The sequence below is a fragment of the Streptosporangium sp. NPDC087985 genome (assembly GCF_044741965.1).
Lineage (GTDB): Bacteria > Actinomycetota > Actinomycetes > Streptosporangiales > Streptosporangiaceae > Streptosporangium.
In genome coordinates this window covers 205,430-223,072 of sequence record NZ_JBIUTQ010000005.1, presented here as the reverse complement: position 1 = coordinate 223,072, position 17,643 = coordinate 205,430, and the positions used below count along the sequence as shown (strand labels likewise).

The window sequence follows — 17,643 nt, the reverse complement described above, 5'->3', positions numbered from 1 at the left end:
GGCGGACGGTGATCCGGTGGGCGACCGGGTCGGACTCGGACACCGGATGTGAGGCATGGACGGGCCTTACTCCCCGGACATTTGTCCTGAGACGAGGGCAAGAATGCTGATCTTCCGATGACCAGGTCCATCCCGACGCAAACGCTCTGAGCAGGGTCAATAATGTGATCTCAGCTGCGTAATTTCATGATCGTAAAAACGCCACCGTGTCGGAAGAGCGCGACACGCGGCGGGGTAGATCGGTGGCGTCGTTCGGAGTGCGGGCCGGGTGGTGCCGTGACCCGGCGAGCGCGATCAAAGGTCGATGACCAGTTGGCGCGTAGGCGGTCCGTCCACGCCTGGTATTCCGGCCAACCCGTCACCAACAATTTTGGTGGCCCAGAGTGGTACTCATGCTTTACCGTTCACTCATCCAAGGGCAGAAGGGCGCGTCATGGTGCAGGCTGACCGTTGGCTCACAAGCTTGGAGATATGCGCGGGGGCAGGAGGGCAGGCCCTCGGCCTGGAGATGGCTGGTTTCATGCCGGTCATGCTCGTGGAGAACGACAAACATGCCTGTGCGACGCTGAAACGGAACCGACCGGCCTGGGATGTAAGGCAGATGGACCTTCGCGATTTCGTGGCAGGCGAGCACTCGCAGGTCTATGACGTGGATCTGCTCTCCGGCGGTGTGCCGCGCACACCGTACTCCGTGGCTGGGCATCAGCAAGGTTCCAAGGACACGCGAGACATGCTTTCGGTTGCGGTCTGGCTGGCCACCGAGGTCCGTCCTCGGGCCGTCATGATTGAGAACGTCCCAACCTTGCTTACCGATGCGAAGTTCGAGGCGAATCGGAAGTTTGTCATCGAAGAGCTCGAACACCTCGGTTACGCCATCGATTGGCGGGTTCTCGACGCTCAAGACTTCGGCGTACCGCAGGCTCGCCGCAGCAGCGTCCTGGTAGCCATGAAACCTGATGACCTCGGGCGATTTCACTGGCCCGAGACGCAAGGCCCAGCGTTGACCGTTGCCGTCGCGCTTCGGGAGTCGATGGGAAGCCGCGGATGGGCAGGTGTTGCAGAGTGGAGCCAGGTCGCGGATCAGGTGGCGCCGGCCATCGTTGGTGGATCTTCCACACACGGTGGGGGAGATTTGGGTCCTACGCGGACGAAGGCAGCGTGGGCCAGGTTAGGAGTCAACGGTCACAGCCTGGGAAACGATGTCCCTGGCCCGGACTTCGTCATGGAGTTCGGCCTTGGCAAGCACGGCAGGGATGGCCTCCCCAAACTGACGATTCCGCAGGTCGCCATACTCCAAGGCTTCCCGGAGGAGTGGCACTTCGCGGGCGGTAAGACCGCGCGCTATCGGCAGGTCGCCCAGGCGTTTCCCCCACCTCTGGCCGAAGCTGTCGGCAGGCAGATCGCGGCAGTCCTGAACGATCCCATATCGGTTCCCGTCAGTGGTGTGAAGATCGAATAGGAGCAACGGTAGTCTTGCCACTCATGACCGCCCGCAACACCAGTCCCATCAATGTGATTGACCTCTTCGCGGGCTGTGGTGGCTTCACCGAGGGGTTTCGCTCCTTTCGTACCGGTGCGGAGGCATCCTCCCCGTATCGGTCTGTTGCGGCAGTAGAGTTCGATCTTGCGGCAGCCTCTACCTACGCCGCTAACTTTGGAGAGTGGTCAGGTGGAGCGGATCATGTCTTCCCGGGTGACATCGAGGACTGGGATCCGAGGAACGTTGGGCACAACGTCGATGTGATTCTGGGTGGCCCCCCTTGTCAAGGATTCTCCGGCCTGGGGAAAGAGGACGCTGGTGATCCTCGGAATAAGTTATGGCGTCAGTACATGCGCGTCGTCAAAGCGGTCAATCCCAAGGTCTTCATCATTGAAAATGTGGACCGATTTTTTCGGTCCACAGAATATGAAGCGCTTTACGCTGCTACCGAAAAACCTGATGGTGAGTTGCGTGAATATCGCCTGGAGTCCATGACTCTCAACTCCGCCGATTATGGAGTTCCACAAAGCCGGCGCCGAGCTATCGTGATGGCCTCTCATCGGGACCTTCCTCCTTTGCGTCATCCGGAGCCCACACACAGAAAGAGGCAGAAGGGGGTCGATTTCATCACAGGAGTCGACGACCTCCCGGAGTGGGTCGCGGTGGGGACCGTCTTCAAGAGGACCTCAGAGGCAACTGCCACGACAGAGCTCCCCGAACGTGACTGCGTTCAACTCAAGGATCACCGGCTGCCTGGAACATTCCGTTCTCGTGAACTTCATATTGGACGCAAGCCAACCGGAAGGTCATTGAAACGATACCAGGCTATTCCGCCGGGAGGAAATCGTCATGATCTGCCCGTCCATCTTTCCACCGCCAGTTGGATAAAGCACCGCACTGGTTCGGGTGACGTCATGGGTAGGCTGGTGTGGGACAAGCCATCGGTCACTATTCGCACTGAGTTCTTCAAGCCGGAAAAGGGGCGTTATCTTCACCCCTTCGCCGACCGTCCACTCACGCACTATGAGGCTGCGTTGATTCAGGGCTTCCCCGATGATTTCCTCTGGTGTGGAAGTAAGACACAGATCGCCCGACAGATCGGCAACGCCGTACCAGTTGGGCTGGCGAAGGCCATCGCCGGGCAGGTTTACCGGCACTCTCGCGAGTGGTGACGCCTGCTTAACTAATGATTTGTACGGCCTCGCACGGGTGCTTCGGAGAAGAGCTTTTCGAAGAGTGGCAGCAGTGCGTTCACCGCCTGCCCAGATATCGTGCCGTCGTCGGGGCCGTCCGGTAGCCGATCGTATGAGATCACTGCGGTCTCCCCGTCGTCCATCCAGGCTCGGCGAGCCTCGCTGTCCAACTGGTCGTCCGGGGCCAGGACCTCGAAGAGCAGCGTGCTCGCGGTGGCGTTCACGGCGGCGGCCGCTGCGTTCACCTCGCGTCCGCCCTTGATAGTCCCCTGTCCCATGAGCTGGATCAGTGCTTGCGCGGTCGGTCGATGATGGATGATCTCCATCCGTAGGACCGTGTTGAACACGTCCTGATTTCCGCAGGCCAGTTCTACCGGACTGTAGTCGTCGCCGTCGCGGAAAAGCTCAGCTGCCCACCACAATCGAGCGAACGCCTGAGTGTGGAATGGGCCGCAGAACCGGTGCGAATTGACTGTCTGGGGATCGCCGCTTTTTTTCGCACGTCCGATGTGTCGCCAGAAGACGTAATCCGGTGCCAGTCTCATACTCAGGAAGTTCCAGAGGCCGGCGTCGGCAGCCTCTCTGCGGGTGATCCGTAGGATGGCGTGTAGGCGAGGAGCCAGCCAGGCGTCCGCAGCGGTGGACGGACCATCACCGAACCGCCGCATTGCCTCATCGATGAAATCTCGAAGGAGCCTCGTCTCCCATCGGGGAGAGTCGTCCAAAGGCTGGCATGCCTTGCTCATGAGGGCCTGGGGGAGCTGCTCCTTCCCGTCGAGGACGCCACTGGTCAGGAACCTGAGGGTCTCCGAGTCTGGAAGAAGGGCGATGCGTTGGGGGAAAGTCACCGGTTCCCCTCCTCGCCGGCAGCGGCCGTAGTGCGGTGAATTGTTCGGAACATGCTTCCGAGGGATCGAGGGAACTTGGATTGTTTCGAAGCCGCATGCAACACACGCATCTGAAGATCCCCGCCCCCATCCCCTCGTCGGCGGATTTCCATGAGCTCAAACAGGCCGTCGTCAGGGGAGCGATCCGGATATATGTCTGGCAGCATGCGTCGAAGCACCGAGTCGTACCACCCTCCAGGCCACTCCGGCTGGCCGCTTTCGAGCCGGACGGCATAAGCCGCCGCGTTGAAGAGAGTTATCCACATTTCCACGGCCAGCTGGGCGCGCATCAGATCCCGTAACTGCGGATCGACTCCCGAGGTTTTGCCGAGGAGCAGGCCTAGGCCTTCAAAGCTTGAGTTGAGATAAACGACGGGCTCATCGCCGACAGCATCCACGGCCCAGGGATCGGACTTGTAAGCGTTCAGATGAGGGTTGTCCTCGTCGGAGAAGTCGACCCACCTCTGTTTAATACTCTTCTGCGTGGTGGGAACACGACTCTGCAAGTCCACTGTCCAAGACGGGATCGTGGAACCGATCACCCTGCCGGGGATGCCGTCAACGGTAGCCACCACATGACCGGTCAGCATCGCGGTGTTGAGATGATCGTCGTGATGGAGCTCGATATTCCCCCCCCAGACTCCGTCGACCTCGTGTCGAAGCGGTGTGACCACCCGGGTGTTGGTCTTCTTCTCGTTGAGCACGGCTACGCAACTCACCTCCGACCATGGACCTGAGGTGAGCTCCTGCAGAGGCACTCGCATTCGAAGGGAAAGCCGGGCGTGTTCCCAGTTCTCCCTTTCGACCTGATGCAGCGCGATGACACGTTCTCCGGTGGAGATCAGTGTCAGTGACAGCGGCACGCTGTCCAGATGGGCCTCCCGGATCTCCAAGGACACCTCGCCCGCAAGCGTTGGGTAGGGGATCAGCCTTGTCACGTCGCGTTCTCCTTTGCCCTGGTCAGGCTGATCTCCACGGCGGACATCTGAGCGGCCACCGGGTGACTCGTTACGTCACTGACACCGTGAAACACTGCGGATCGAGCACCCGTCTTGAATGCCAGATTTCCTGCCGAGGTCACCTCGCAGTTGAGCTCAGCGGTTAGTTTCTGCCAGTCCGCGCTGGGATGTGGGCCTGATCTGGTCACAAATCTGAGTATGGGCGTCATGAGCCAGGGATCGACGCGGACGGGAAGCCTGACCTCGACGCGCACCTGCCATGCCCCATCCGCAGTGAGGGAGCCTTGAACATGCTTAACCGTGGGAAATCCAGGGTTGCGCGGCAGAGCTGGAGGATCAACCCGTAGTAGGTCGTCAAGCGGATCCGGACCGTTGTCGTCGCCCTCGGGTCGACGCACGATTCGGCGGATCTCCTCGTGCGTGTCTCTGCGGAACTCGGCGAGACGACTGGCTGCCCCGCGGGTGTAGGTGGCGATGAGGTCGTCGGTCGTCTTCCACGCGTCATGTTCCGGGGGCTCGGAGGCGCGAAGGAACTCCTCTGCGGCCAGGGCGTCCGGAAGATCTGAACCGGTGGCCTTCCCCGCCAGGAGCACCGCTTGAAACGGAAACGAACCGAGGGGAACGTCCGCGACGGTTCGCCTCGTCACCACCATCCGGTTTCCTCGCATGCAGACCAGTTGATTGAGCTTCTCGTCGTTGTCGTCCGTCTGGGTCACCAAGAGCACCGCGTTGTGCTCGGCGAACTGCTTCTCACCTTTCCGGGCGTTCTCCTTCAACGGTGGTACACCCAGGACCACGGAACTCTGCACCACGTGGTCGGTCCGGGTGGGCTGGGAGACGGTAGTCCCCTCCAGGAAGGCGCGTACGGCACGCGAACGTGCCGGTTCATGGACGTGAGGATCCACCCGCTCCTCTTCGATGACGACGACACCGTTACGCATCGAGGTGACTGATGCCTCCAGCAAGGGCTGGCTGTCCGTGGTCGAGATCATGGCGGCCCAGAAGTTTCGAGCTAGGTGCGTAACGAGCTTGCTGTGCATTCCGTCGAGATCGGTCGCGTCCCCGGTCGCGTCGTGGGCACCGACAATAAGGAATGACGTGCCGGGGTCAGGGCTCTCCCGCGTCAGGTAGAGGTCTTCGACGGTTTTCGGATCGGCCCACCAGGACCGCGCGACTCCATCACGTTGCGGATCTACCTCACCAAACCAGGCGGGTCCGGCGTAGTCGACGCCGTCCAGGTGGTGCCAGGGGAGATCGAGTCTTCCGATCATCCGGGACTCTCTGCGACCTTCGTGTGGTTCGGAGAGCGCACTATTGATCATCACCAACCCCAGTTGGCTGGATGCCCAGAGCGTGGCCTTGCCGAGTCCGTAGGATCCGCCAGCCGTACCAGCCTTGTGGCTGTCGAGCAGGCGCCGGACGACGGCCGCGAAACGGCCATCGTCGTAGTCCGGGCCGGTGAGGCCGTTGGCGTTGTAGTCGTCTACCCGCAGAAGTAGCAGCGTGTCGTTCTCCCGCATCTCATGGATACCGTTGGCCAGCACGCGACCGACCTTCTGGCGCTGCGAGGGGTCAGCCGCGGCCTCGAAGTGAGGCTCTAGCTCGTTCCAATGCAGTGCGTCGAGAAAGCGCCGACGGCGTTCGCCGGAGATCTCATGCAGGAGATAGCGAACTCGGACGGGTTGGTTCGGGTCATGTTGTTCGTCGAGGCTGTTCTGCGTGGCCTCGCGTGCGAGAACCGAAAGGTCTGCATCGAAGGCGAAGGTGGCGGCGTTACCGAGCTCTCGACCACCGTCGACATGGGCGGGACGGTGATACCAAGCCAGGCTCCCGGCTGAACTGGGGGAGTCTTCCCGGTTCATCACGGCGCCGGGATCGACACCGAGCACTTCGGCGATGGCCTCGATCTTGTCCATGCGGGGTTCGGCTCGTCCCGTTACCCAGGCGGACACCGCTGCACGGGTGACGTCGAGTCTTATGGCCAGGTCGGCTTGGCTCATGTTCTGTCGCCGCAACTGCCTGCTCAGCCACTCCCCGAAGGTGTATCTGTCCTCAACCACTTGGCCTCCTGGCTCGACTGCTGAGTTAGTCAGCCTACGAGGCCGTCTTTGACGAGACAAGGTACGTCAAATCAATTTGTCTCCGAGGCATGACCGGCGTCTTTGGGTCAGCGGTGGATTCTCTGCAAGACATACTCCTCGCGTTGGGTACGTGCCTGCCGAGAGCTCGAGGGGATTACGGGTGGTCCAAATTATCGATTTCGGCCATGCACTCCTGTTCGTCGAGTCTGGGCTGATAAGTGAAATGCTTTCACATTATGAAGTCTCCAAAAATCCGCCTTTGGTGGGGCTTGTAGAATCCGTCCGGATCGAGATAACCTGAATCTAGGTGTCGCGCCGAACGATGATTCCGGCCCGTCGTTTGATAACCGCATATTTGTCTACTCCTTTGGAGCTGGCTCCTCTCGGTTGTTGCTCAGGTGGAGCCTCATGCGGGGGCATGGGCTTTTTCGCGGTTTTGCACGCCGTATCTATCTATCCATGAGAGTGGATTAACTATGCCCTCGGAGGGGTTCATAGTATGGAAAGCTGTACGGGTCCTTCGGCTTCGCGACGGTTCACGTCTTTTTGTAAGGCGGTGATCGTCCTGGAGTATGTACTCGCCTCCCCGGAGGAGCGAGCTGAAATCCGTTATCAGGAGAGCCTTAGTTCGTCTGCGATTAGTCAGTGGCGCGAGGACCTCATCAAGATCCTTACTCGAGGCCGCGGGCCGAGTTCGAGTCGCGCATCGTCGAGGTCCGTACACCCTACCCGCGCTGGCCAGGCGTATCGGGGGCCGCGTCACGCCAAGCAGTCCGGACGGCGTCGGTTCACACCTTTTTGTAAGGCGATGATTGTCCTGGAGTATGTACTCGCCTCCCCGGAGAGGCGAGCTGAAATCCGTTATCAGGAGAGCCTTAGTTCGTCTGCCATCAGTCGGTGGCGTAAGGATCTCATCAAGATCCTTAGTCAGGGTAATGGGCCGAGTTCGAGTTGCGCGTCGTCGAGATCTGTACGTTACACTCGCGCCGCACTGGCGCATCGAGGACAACGTCGCGCCAAGCTCCACCAGCATGACGAGGCGCAGCTTTTCATTACGGTCCACGCAAGTTTCCGGTGGGGCCGACGTCGATTCGACTGATCTTCTATAGGTGAGCGGGAGCTAGCTTCCGCAGCCACGCGTTGCAGGTGGGGGCAGGCAGTGTATTGAAACGTGCCTTTTTTCTGGGCAACCGTTATGCTGCCTGCCTCCGTCTCTTTCTCCGATCTGGATGGTCAATTCCATCATCGAGCCTCGCCGGCGGGACTATGCCGGCTATCCCTGAGTCAAGCTATCCCTCGCGTCCGCACAGGAGCTGATCCAGCCGTGAGCTTTGAGGCATCTGATTCCCCCGTCCTGCAAGTCGTACTCGATCAATCCCGTCGTGTTCTGGAGACTTACAGAGTCGACCCTGGCCTTATCCAGGAGCATGCCAATAGTGAGCGTCGGATTACTCAGGGTGGCTACGGTGAGCGTCAACTCTACGAACTGGTGCAGAACGGTGCGGACGAGCTGCGCGATGATCCCGGCGGCGACATCCAGGTCGTGCTGACCGACACTCACCTGTACTGCGCGAACATGGGCAACCCGGTTACCCCTGCCGGCGCGGAGACAATTCTCCGCATGAGTGTCTCCCGCAAGCGCGGTGGACAGATCGGCCGTTTCGGTGTGGGGGTGAAGTCTGTCCTCAGCGTGTCGGACACACCTCAGTTCTTCAGCGTCAGCGGCAGTTTTGGCTTTGATAAGGAATGGTCTGCCGAGCAGATAAGAGTAGTTCATCCAGACGCTCTTGAAACTCCTGTACTTCGTACAGCCAAACCGCTCGACCTCAAGCAGACGGTCGCTGTTGATCCGGTGCTGGCTGAACTGATGAAGTGGGCGTCAACAGTGGTCCGCCTGCCGCTCAAGCCTGAAGCCGTTAATCGGCTTGGGGAAGACATCAAGAACTTCCCGAAGGAGTTCGGTCTGTTCTCCGCTCACGTCGGTGCGGTAATTTTAGAAGACCGTCGTACCGGTCGGCGGGTTCAGCGAAAGATTTTCCATAGTTTCTCAGGAAAAAAATGCACGGTCCAGGAGGAGAACGCCAACGGAAAGGATGTCACCGAAAAGTGGCGGGTGTTCACCAGGACACATGCCCCTAGCTCCACTGCCCTGGGGGCGGCTGGCGAGCTGCACGATCGTCCTGAGATAGACATCTCCTGGGCAGTCCCTGATCAGAGACGTGCGGAGCGCGGAACCTTCTGGGCTTACTTCCCGACGAACTACGACACCACATTGAGGGGCATCCTCAATGCGCCATGGAAAACGAGTGAGGACCGGCAGAACCTCTTCGATCACAATGCGTTCAACGACGAACTTCTCACAGCCGCGGCCGACCTTGTGGTCGACTCCATTCCCGAGCTGTCCTCCTCTGATGACCCCGGTTCTTACCTTGATTTTCTACCCGCGCGAGGTCGAGAGGCATCTCAGTGGGCTGATCGTCGACTAACGGCTGCGGTATGGGGCGCAACGGCAACCAAGCCGTCTCTCCCTGATCAGCGAGGAGAGTTTCGCACCCCTAAGGAGATCAGACTTCATCCTGAGGGATTGCGGGAGGAATGGCTTCAGCTGTGGGCGGAGCACCGGGGAGCTCCTAAAAACTGGTGTCACCGCTCTGTCGAGCAAAGAGATCGCCGGGCACGGGTCGGATACATTCTTGCTGCAGCGAACGTGTCGGTCGCGTCGCTTCGCGAGTGGCTTGAGGCGCTGGTCGAGGATGGCAGTGCGGAGGCATCCATCCGAGCGATTCGGATCGTCGCGGGGATCAAGCGGGATGAGCCGAAACTCGCTGAGGAGGCACTCAGGGCCAAGATCGTCCTCACCGAGTCGCACGGGTTGGTCGCGCCCGTCGAAGGTCGGGTGTTCCGTCGGAGCACAACCGATGCCCTTCACGATGACCTGGTCTATGTGGCGGAGCAGGTGACGCGGGACACTCATGCTCTTCAGGCGCTTGGATCGCTGGGGATTCACGAGGCCGACGGTGCCGGCCGGTTCGCGGCCATTGTGTCCCAGGGGTTTCATGGTTATGGCGAATCCCAGTGGGCCGACTTCTGGCAGTCGGCTCGCCGGGTGGACCCGACCAGGGCCGTCACCATTCTGAAGGAGAAGGTGGCAGACCCAGCCCGAACGCTACATGTCCGTACGATGAGCGGTCACTTCCGACTGATCCATGACTGCCTGCTTCCGGGAGCGGTCGTTTCCGGCGACGGGAGCCGGGATCAGGAGATCGCGGTCGACATGCGTTTCCATGCCGATGACCGCGTGGTGTTTCCAGATCTCGGGCTGACAGAGACGCCACTGATCAACCAGGATCCGCGAGGAGACTCCTGGTACGACGAGTACGCGGAGTCTGCGTGGAAAACCTACTGTGGGACTCTTCCGCCCAATGCCTCTCGACCACGCCAGACCACGATGAAACTGGAGGGCGCGAATCCCGCAGGTCCTCTTCACCTGTTGACGAAGCTCTCCGAGGAAGGGCGCGCGGCCTTCCTGCAGAATCTGCCCGATCGTGGAGTGGTCAGGAGTTGGACCATCCAGGTCGGAGCACACCAGTCGACACGCATAACCATCAACTCTCCGTTGGTGTGGATGCTCCGTAAATACGGACGGATGAAGACCTCCCGGGGAATCATGCCCGTGCACGCATCCGTGGGGCCGGAGTTGAGCTCCTACCAGGGACTTCTGCCCGTGGCGCGTCTATCCACCTCTCTGACGGCGGCATTGAATCTGCCGGTGGTCTTGGGTGATGTGTCGTCTCGGATCTGGGAGCGGCTTGCCTGGGAGGCAGCCAGGAGTGAGGACGACGAGTTCCCCGGCCAGGTCTATGCGCTAGTTCTTGAAGCGGCGATCGAATGGCCCGAAGGAGTGCCCACGCGCTGTCGGATCGGTGACAAGTGGACAACGCAGCCGGATGCGGAGATCGCTGTGACGGCGATCCGATCGGAGTACGAAGACCTCAAGCGCGAACTTGTCCCCGCTCTGCTGGCGCCCAACGCTCAGGCTGTCGAGTTGTTGGTCGAGATCTGGGGCATGCGCAGAGTGGCTGACGTCATCGCGAAGGAGATCAGGTACGTTCCCCAGTCGGATCCCACGCTGTTGACGGATGAGTTTCCGCACCTCAAGCTCAATTACCGGCAAAAGGTTATGGGCTGGTCGATGGTGCGGTGTAGCGAACTTGAGGAAATCACTCGAACACCTCACGGCATGCGGGCCGAGACCGTACCGGGGGCTGCTCAGGATCGTTCCGTTCTGATCCTGAACCCGGAAGACGACCTGGCCGCGCTCGTTCAGGTGGACCGGATTCTCAAACTCGGGTTGGGAGCGGCCGGATGTGCGTCGATTCTGGCCCGGCGTCAACAGCAGCGCGATCACGAGCGCGTTCAGCGAGCACGCAAGGCTGCGAGTCCGGTGGAGAAGATCCTGGAGCTGGTCGGCGAGGAACGGCTGAAGCGGGGCCTTCCCGAAGGACTCCTGGAGAGCGAGCAAACGGAGACCGGGAGTGTGATCGACGCTCAGCGCGTCGCTCAGCTGGCGATCAACGCTCACGGGGCTGGCATTCTCCGTCATCACAGCAAGGACTTGGCAGCGCGTATTCCGGAGGCACCCAGTAGCTTCCGAGGGGACATCGTCTCCCGGCGGTTTATTAGCGAACTTGGGCTTCCCGACGCATACGCGGGTGCGAAGACGGTCAGCAGACCCCCGGAGGAGGAAGTTGACGGGCCGACCAGTTTCCCGAGGTTGCACGCCTACCAAGAACAGTTGGCCGACAACATGTTCCAACTCCTGACACGGCCGACGCCGGGCCGAGCAATGCTCAGCCTCCCAACCGGGGCCGGCAAGACGCGCGTAGCGGCGGAGGGCGTGATCCGGGTCATCAAGGAGCGCGGGCTCACCGGACCCGTTCTCTGGATCGCACCCACAGAAGAGCTTTGTGAGCAGGCGGTGCAAAGCTGGCGGTTTGTCTGGTCGAAGGTGGGTCCCGACAAAAAGCTCACCATCAGCAGACTCTGGTCACACAACTCAGCGTCCGCTGTGCAGGACAACGCCCACCTGGTGGTGGCCACGGATGCCAAGTTGGCCCAATGCCTGGAAGGTGAGGAGTACGCATGGTTGCGGAAGGCCGCAGCCGTGATCGTCGACGAAGCACACACCTCGACGTCCCCGCGTTACACACAGATTCTGCGCCTGCTGGGGCTCACCTTCAGCCGAACGGAACGCCCGCTCATCGGACTGACCGCTACTCCGTACCGAAGCAACAACGAGGAGGAGACCAAGCGGCTTGTTGACCGCTTCGGCCGAGCACGCCTGGACGACGGGGTATTCCCGGGAGACCCTTACACCGCTCTACAAGAGTTCGAGATGTTGGCTCGTGTCGATCATCGTGAGCTGGCCGGCGCGACGATCAGCCTGGACGCGAACGAGCTGCGGATTGCGGACTTCCGCGGCCTTCCCGCTTCGGCGGAGCAGCGACTCGCGGGGAACGAGGAGCGGACCCGCATGCTGATTGACGAGATCATCAAGCTGCCCAAGGACTGGCCGATTCTGGTATTCGCCACATCGGTAAACCACGCCAAGGTGCTGGCAGCCAAACTGAACGGCCGGGGCATCACCGCCGCGGCCATCGACGCGGCCACGCCGATCTCAGAACGTCGCAGTAGGATCGACGATTTCCGTTCCGGCCGCATCCGTGTGCTTACCAACTTCGGAGTCCTTCACCAAGGGTTCGATGCCCCGGCAACGCGCGCCGTGGTCGTCGCGCGACCGACGTACAGTCCCAACGTCTACCAACAGATGATCGGACGTGGTTTGCGGGGGCCGAAGAACGGTGGAAAGGAACGCTGCTTGATCCTTGACGTTCGCGACAACATCGTGAACTTCGACGAGAGCCTGGCCTTCACTCAGTTCGAGCACCTGTGGAGCAACGGTGAGTGAGCCCTACCAGGGCGGTCATCTCCTGACCGCCGAGCAGGAGGCGGTGGTCCGTCAGCCGGCAGACGCCCTTCTGCTGGTCACCGCGGGAGCGGGATCGGGTAAGACGCACACGCTGGTTCGGCGACTGGACGTACTGGTCGCTCAGGAGGAACTGGGGGCGGGCGAAATCCTGGTGCTCAGTTTCTCCCGAGCTGCGGTACGGGAACTGCGGACCAGGCTGGCTCGCCACGGCGAGGCCGCCCGACATGTTCGGGCGCAGACCTTCGATTCCTGGGCACTCGATGTGCTCGTACAGGTCGCAGCGGATGAGGAGTGGCGAAGCAGGAGTTTCGAGGACCGGATCGTTGGAGCCACTGACGCGATCGCGGATGGCCGCGCGGATCACCTGTACGAAGAACTGCGTAACGTGGTGATCGACGAGGTGCAGGACCTCGTGGGTAGCCGGCGGGAACTGGTTGAGACGCTGTTGGAACGGTATGACTGCGGATTTACCGTGGTTGGCGATCCCGCTCAGGCGATCTACGGCTTTCAGGTTGAGGATCCCGAGGAACGAGCGGGAGAGACCAACCGGTTCTTCGACTGGCTTCGCATCACCTTTGGTGATGATCTTTTAGAGCTACGTCTTACGGAGAATTTCCGCGCTCGAACGGAGGAGTCGCGTACCGCGCTTCCCATTGGACCCGTTCTCCGGGCCGGCGCCGAGGCGCGGGATGCGCCACATCTCGGCCCGAAGACATTCAACGAGCTGCGAACCGCTCTGCTCGGAACCCTGAACATCGGGGAGCTGGATGACGAGTTCGTGCTCGCCGCACTTCGCGATCCGGTTGGGAGCACCGCGATCCTGAGCCGGACCAACGGACAGGCGTTGTTGGTCTCCGGACAGTTACACGCTGGCCAGGTCCCTCATCGGTTGCAGAGAGCTGCTCAAGACCGAGCTGTCCCCTCGTGGGTGGCGACGCTGTTCCGTTCCTCCATCGGTTCGGTGCTGACGAGGGACCGCTTCGACGAACTCATTCCAGATCTTCGTCTTTCACCCGGAGACGACCCGGACGCGCTGTGGGGGCTGCTGCTGCGGTCAACTACCCGTCGAGGTAACCGTCACTCGATCGACCTCGTCGACTTGCGATCGGCGCTTGCCGCAGGTCGTCTCCCCGATGAGATCACCGCACAACCGTCGTCGCCGCTCGTCGTCTCCTCTTTCCACCGTGCCAAAGGGCTGGAGTTCGACCGGGTGATCGTTGTCGATCCCGGACCGTTGCTCGACGGCCGGGAGAGCGATCCAGACGAGGAGGCTCGCATGCTCTATGTGGCGATGACCCGTCCGCGTGATGAGCTGATGTGGCTCAACACGCCGGACACCCGTCTTGTTCGTAAGGGCCGTGCCGCTCGTTGGGGTCGTTATGGATGGCAGCGTTGGCAGCGGATGGGATTGGAGTTTCTCGGTGAGGACGTCCACCGGGATGAGCCCGCAGGGGCGAGCGTTCTCTCTGGGAACCCTGTGGAAATCCAGGACTACCTGCGTACGGAGATCTCCGTCGGGGATGATCTTGTCCTGGAGCGGCTGTACGAGGTCTCCCTCGAAGAGGGGCAGAGCCCGCCCTATCTCGTACGGCACGCAGATCGTCCGATTGGGACGACCTCTCGATCCTTCCACCGTGATCTCCACGGTTTTCTGCGGTTGAGCCGTGACTACGTGCCGCGGAACTATCCCCGGGTGATTACCGGGGTCCACCTGGACACCGTCGAGACAGTCGCGGGAAGCGAGGCCGCGGGTTCGGTGGCCGGCCTCGGAGCTCACGGAGTGTGGTTGGTCCCACGTCTGACGGGACTGAGTTGGTTCGGCTACGACGCCAAGGATGAGGGCCAGGAGGCTACGGATGACTAACTCGGAAGCGCACTACCGATTTCGCCGAGAGCTGGCTGACCGGCTGCAGAAAGACATCCTCGGCCCGGTTGGAGGCGACGAGGAAATACTGATCGACGCTCCGGCGACGGCGTACATCGCCGGTGTGCTCTATCCGCGAGACGCAGATGAGGAGCGCTCCACCGCTGAGACCACCGAACAGGAACTTGACCTGGCTCCGACGGTGATGGCCGTGGATGAAAAACCCGATGCTGGGGCGGCCTTGGCAAACCGGCAGATGCCCTCCGCGATGGGGCTCACCTTCGCTGTGGACACGACCCAATGTTCGACGATCAACTTGGCGGTGAGCGTCGCCGTCTACGACGCGATCAACGAGGAGGGTCGCGTCGTCAAGGCTCAGCGCGCCGAGCGTCGAGCCACTCAGGATGACAAAATCCGGTGGCGGCGGCGTCCACTGGCCATCGAACCGGTCCAGGTGAAGGTCACGGAATCGGGCAACCCCGAGTACGAGCTCGTGCAAGGACTTCAGGTTCGACTGCGCGTACGTGAGATCGACGATCGAGGTGTCGTGGCTGTCACCGCCACGCTCATCAATCTGAACAGGGTTGGTCCAGTCGACATCAAGGACGCTCACTGTTTCTTTCAGCCGGTGTTGAAGGTGACCGCTGAGGGGGGGCGAGCAGCGTTCGTCGAGCGCCAGGTGATGAGTGGGAGTGGTGACGAGGAGGTGCTGGTGAGCCGGCTACTCCACCGGCACGCACCCATGTTCGCGACGGGGCATGGATGCGCCGCCGACTGGGAGTGGGAGCCGCCTTCTCCGCGTGGGCCGAGACCTCTCACGCCCGCCGCCACCGAGGCCGTCTGGACGGCAGTCGCTCCCATGGCCGAGGTACTACTCACAAGCTCCAACCCCGACATCGAAGAACTCGGGATGCAGTGGCTGGCGAATGCCGATGGCGACGAGGTATTCCAAAGCCTGCGACGTCTGACAGACGGGTACCTCTCCTGGATCAACGCCCGAGCCGAGGAAGCCGAGTGGCTGGGAGAGACCGACCTTGGTGAGACCGCTCAGCGGCAAATCGAGGCGTGTAAGGCTGTCTGCGCCCGTATTGAACGCGGAATCGAACTGCTGGAACGGGATCCTAATGCGTTGCGAGCGTTCCAGCTTGCGAATCAGGCGATGGCGAGGCAACGCGCTCGGACCGCCTGGATCAAAGGAGGCAGGGCAGGGAAGCCCAATCCAGAGATCGGCCGCTGGTATCCCTTCCAGATCGGTTTCGTACTGCTCTGTTTGGAAGGGATCGCCAACCCCAAACATAAAGATCGCCGAATCGCAGACCTGCTGTGGTTCCCGACCGGTGGTGGTAAGACCGAGGCATACCTTGGGCTCATCGCCTTCACCGTCTTTCTGCGGCGGATCCGCGGTGGCGCGCAGGGCGGTGGGGTAACCGTCCTGATGCGTTACACGCTGAGGTTGCTCACCTTGCAGCAGTTCGAGCGGGCGGCGACTCTCATGTGTGCCATGGAATTGATGCGAGAGAAAGATCGAACTCGCCTGGGCGAGGAGACGATCTCCCTAGGGATGTGGGTTGGAAAGGCTGCCACCCCGAACACACTGAAGGATGCCGAAGAGAGCATTGAAAAGCTACGCGGCGGCAAAAAGCTATCGGAAATGAACCCGGTGCAGCTGAGGTCTTGTCCGTGGTGCGGAACGGTGATGGATGCCTTCGACTATCACGCTTATCCCGACTCCGGAACAATGTCGATTCAGTGCCGAAACGCGGATTGCGACTTCCGGAATGGGCTTCCCGTACACGTGGTGGATCAGGCTATCTACAAGGCCCGACCGACGCTCATCATCGCGACGGCGGATAAGTTTGCCCAGATTACCTGGCGATCGGACGTCGCCAAGTTGTTCAACCGAGATGACGCGCCAGAGGGGACTCCTCCGCCAGAGCTCATCATCCAGGACGAGCTGCATCTGATCTCTGGACCGCTGGGCACTCTTGCCGGGCTTTACGAGACGGCGATTGACATCGCGTCAGATTTTCCCAAGGTGATCGCCTCGACCGCGACCATCCGCCGCGCGAAGGAACAGGGTGCGCGGTTGTTCGACCGGGATGTCAGTCAGTTCCCACCGGCTGGACTAGACGCCCGCGACTCATGGTTCGCGGTTGAGGCACCGCCGGATCGGAAGGCATCTCGGATGTACATCGGGTTGCTCACCGCCAGCACCAGCCAGGCGACCCTGTTGATTCGCGCGTACGCAGCGTTGTTGCACTATGCCGCGTTCATCAAGGGTGACGAAGCCCGAGACGCCTATTGGACCTTGGTGGGTTATTTCAATAGCCTGAGGTTGCTGGCCGCCGCCGAGCTGCAGATCCATGCCGATGTGGACGAGCGGCTCAAGCAGCTCGCGAACAGGGACGAAACGGCCGGGCGCATGGTCAAGGTGCTTGGAGAGCTGACCAGCCGCGTTGACTCCAGCGAAATCCCGAAAAACCTTGAAGATCTCTCCATCGCTTGGCCGGAGGAGGGAGTGACTGATGCGGTGCTCGCCACGAACATGATCTCCGTCGGTGTGGACGTGAACCGCCTTGGGCTCATGGCCGTCACCGGCCAACCGCAGACCACCGCGGAGTACATTCAGGCGACCAGCCGGGTCGGTCGGCAACACCCCGGCCTTGTGGTGGCACTGTTGAATTCGGCGCGATCTCGTGACCGTTCCCATTACGAGAACTTCACGACCTACCATTCGGCGCTCTACCGGCAGGTCGAGTCCACCAGTGTGACCCCCTTTGCGGCTCGTGCACGAGACCGAGCCTTACACGCGGTGCTTGTTGGGCTGGCACGCATGTGCGTGCCTGCGGCACGGATGAACGCCGACGCGAGTCAAATCGGAACCTTCCTGGATGAGGTCCTGAAACTCAAAAACGACATTTTGCAGCGGGTTAGGAAGATCTCCGAGGAGGAGTACGACAGCACCGCTGAGGAACTCGACGACTTCATCGAACACTGGCAGCAGTTGGCTGAGGACAACCCAGGCCTGCTCTATGAGGCTCCCCGAAGGGTATGGGCAGGTCAGATCCGGCATGGAGATACCGCGCTACTCAGTTCCTACGGATCAGACGAAGATCTGTTAGACGCCATCGAGACGATGTGGAGTCTGCGGGACGTCGACGTGGAATCCGATCTCTACCTGGAGAAGTGA

General features: G+C 61.0%; 8 protein-coding genes. 5 read left to right on the top strand and 3 right to left on the bottom strand.

Annotated features, from left to right (window positions below; genetic code table 11):
- The first annotated feature begins 433 nt into the window (after positions 1-433).
- Together ACIN94_RS14135 and ACIN94_RS14130 are read left to right on the top strand one after the other, a co-directional pair.
- Positions 434-1,459 carry a DNA cytosine methyltransferase gene (locus ACIN94_RS14135; RefSeq protein WP_400704717.1) on the top strand — a complete coding sequence of 342 codons (1,026 nt, stop codon included), beginning with the start codon at positions 434-436 and terminating at the stop codon, positions 1,457-1,459.
- Positions 1,460-1,482: 23 nt separating this feature from the next.
- Positions 1,483-2,652 carry a DNA cytosine methyltransferase gene (locus tag ACIN94_RS14130; RefSeq protein ID WP_400704714.1) on the top strand — a complete coding sequence of 390 codons (1,170 nt, stop codon included), beginning with the start codon at positions 1,483-1,485 and terminating at the stop codon, positions 2,650-2,652.
- Between the two features lie 11 nt (positions 2,653-2,663).
- On the opposite strand, the gene ACIN94_RS14125 is transcribed toward ACIN94_RS14130, so the two are convergent.
- Genes ACIN94_RS14125 through ACIN94_RS14115 form a run of 3 tightly spaced genes read right to left on the bottom strand, consistent with a single transcriptional unit; the run spans position 2,664 to position 6,579 of the window.
- Positions 2,664-3,521: a DUF6339 family protein gene (locus tag ACIN94_RS14125; RefSeq protein ID WP_400704711.1), complete on the bottom strand. Its 858-nt coding sequence runs from the start codon at positions 3,519-3,521 to the stop codon at positions 2,664-2,666.
- The gene (locus tag ACIN94_RS14120) at positions 3,518-4,498 is read right to left on the bottom strand and encodes a hypothetical protein (protein WP_400704708.1); all 981 of its coding nucleotides are present in this window, start codon (positions 4,496-4,498) and stop codon (positions 3,518-3,520) included. Before ACIN94_RS14120 ends, ACIN94_RS14125 begins: the two co-directional genes overlap by 4 nt.
- A complete protein-coding gene (locus ACIN94_RS14115) occupies positions 4,495-6,579 on the bottom strand; it encodes a helix-turn-helix domain-containing protein (RefSeq protein ID WP_400704705.1) in 2,085 nt (694 codons plus the stop codon). Before ACIN94_RS14115 ends, ACIN94_RS14120 begins: the two co-directional genes overlap by 4 nt.
- A 1,345-nt stretch (positions 6,580-7,924) precedes the next feature.
- On the opposite strand from ACIN94_RS14115, the gene ACIN94_RS14110 reads away from it, so the two are divergent.
- Genes ACIN94_RS14110 through ACIN94_RS14100 form a run of 3 tightly spaced genes read left to right on the top strand, consistent with a single transcriptional unit; the run spans position 7,925 to position 17,643 of the window.
- The gene (locus ACIN94_RS14110) at positions 7,925-12,568 is read left to right on the top strand and encodes a DEAD/DEAH box helicase family protein (protein WP_400704702.1); all 4,644 of its coding nucleotides are present in this window, start codon (positions 7,925-7,927) and stop codon (positions 12,566-12,568) included.
- Entirely contained in the window at positions 12,561-14,453 is a 1,893-nt protein-coding gene (locus tag ACIN94_RS14105) for a UvrD-helicase domain-containing protein (protein ID WP_400704699.1), read from the top strand. Before ACIN94_RS14110 ends, ACIN94_RS14105 begins: the two co-directional genes overlap by 8 nt.
- Complete coding sequence (locus ACIN94_RS14100) at positions 14,446-17,643, top strand: helicase-related protein (RefSeq protein ID WP_400704696.1); 3,198 nt, start codon at positions 14,446-14,448, stop codon at positions 17,641-17,643. The genes ACIN94_RS14105 and ACIN94_RS14100 overlap by 8 nt, the downstream gene beginning before the upstream one ends.

Coding starts and splice junctions, on each gene's coding strand:
- ACIN94_RS14130 (WP_400704714.1), top strand. CDS start 1,483: ATGACCGCCCGCAACACCAGTCCCATCAATGTGATTGACCTCTTCGCG.
- ACIN94_RS14100 (WP_400704696.1), top strand. CDS start 14,446: ATGACTAACTCGGAAGCGCACTACCGATTTCGCCGAGAGCTGGCTGAC.
- ACIN94_RS14135 (WP_400704717.1), top strand. CDS start 434: ATGGTGCAGGCTGACCGTTGGCTCACAAGCTTGGAGATATGCGCGGGG.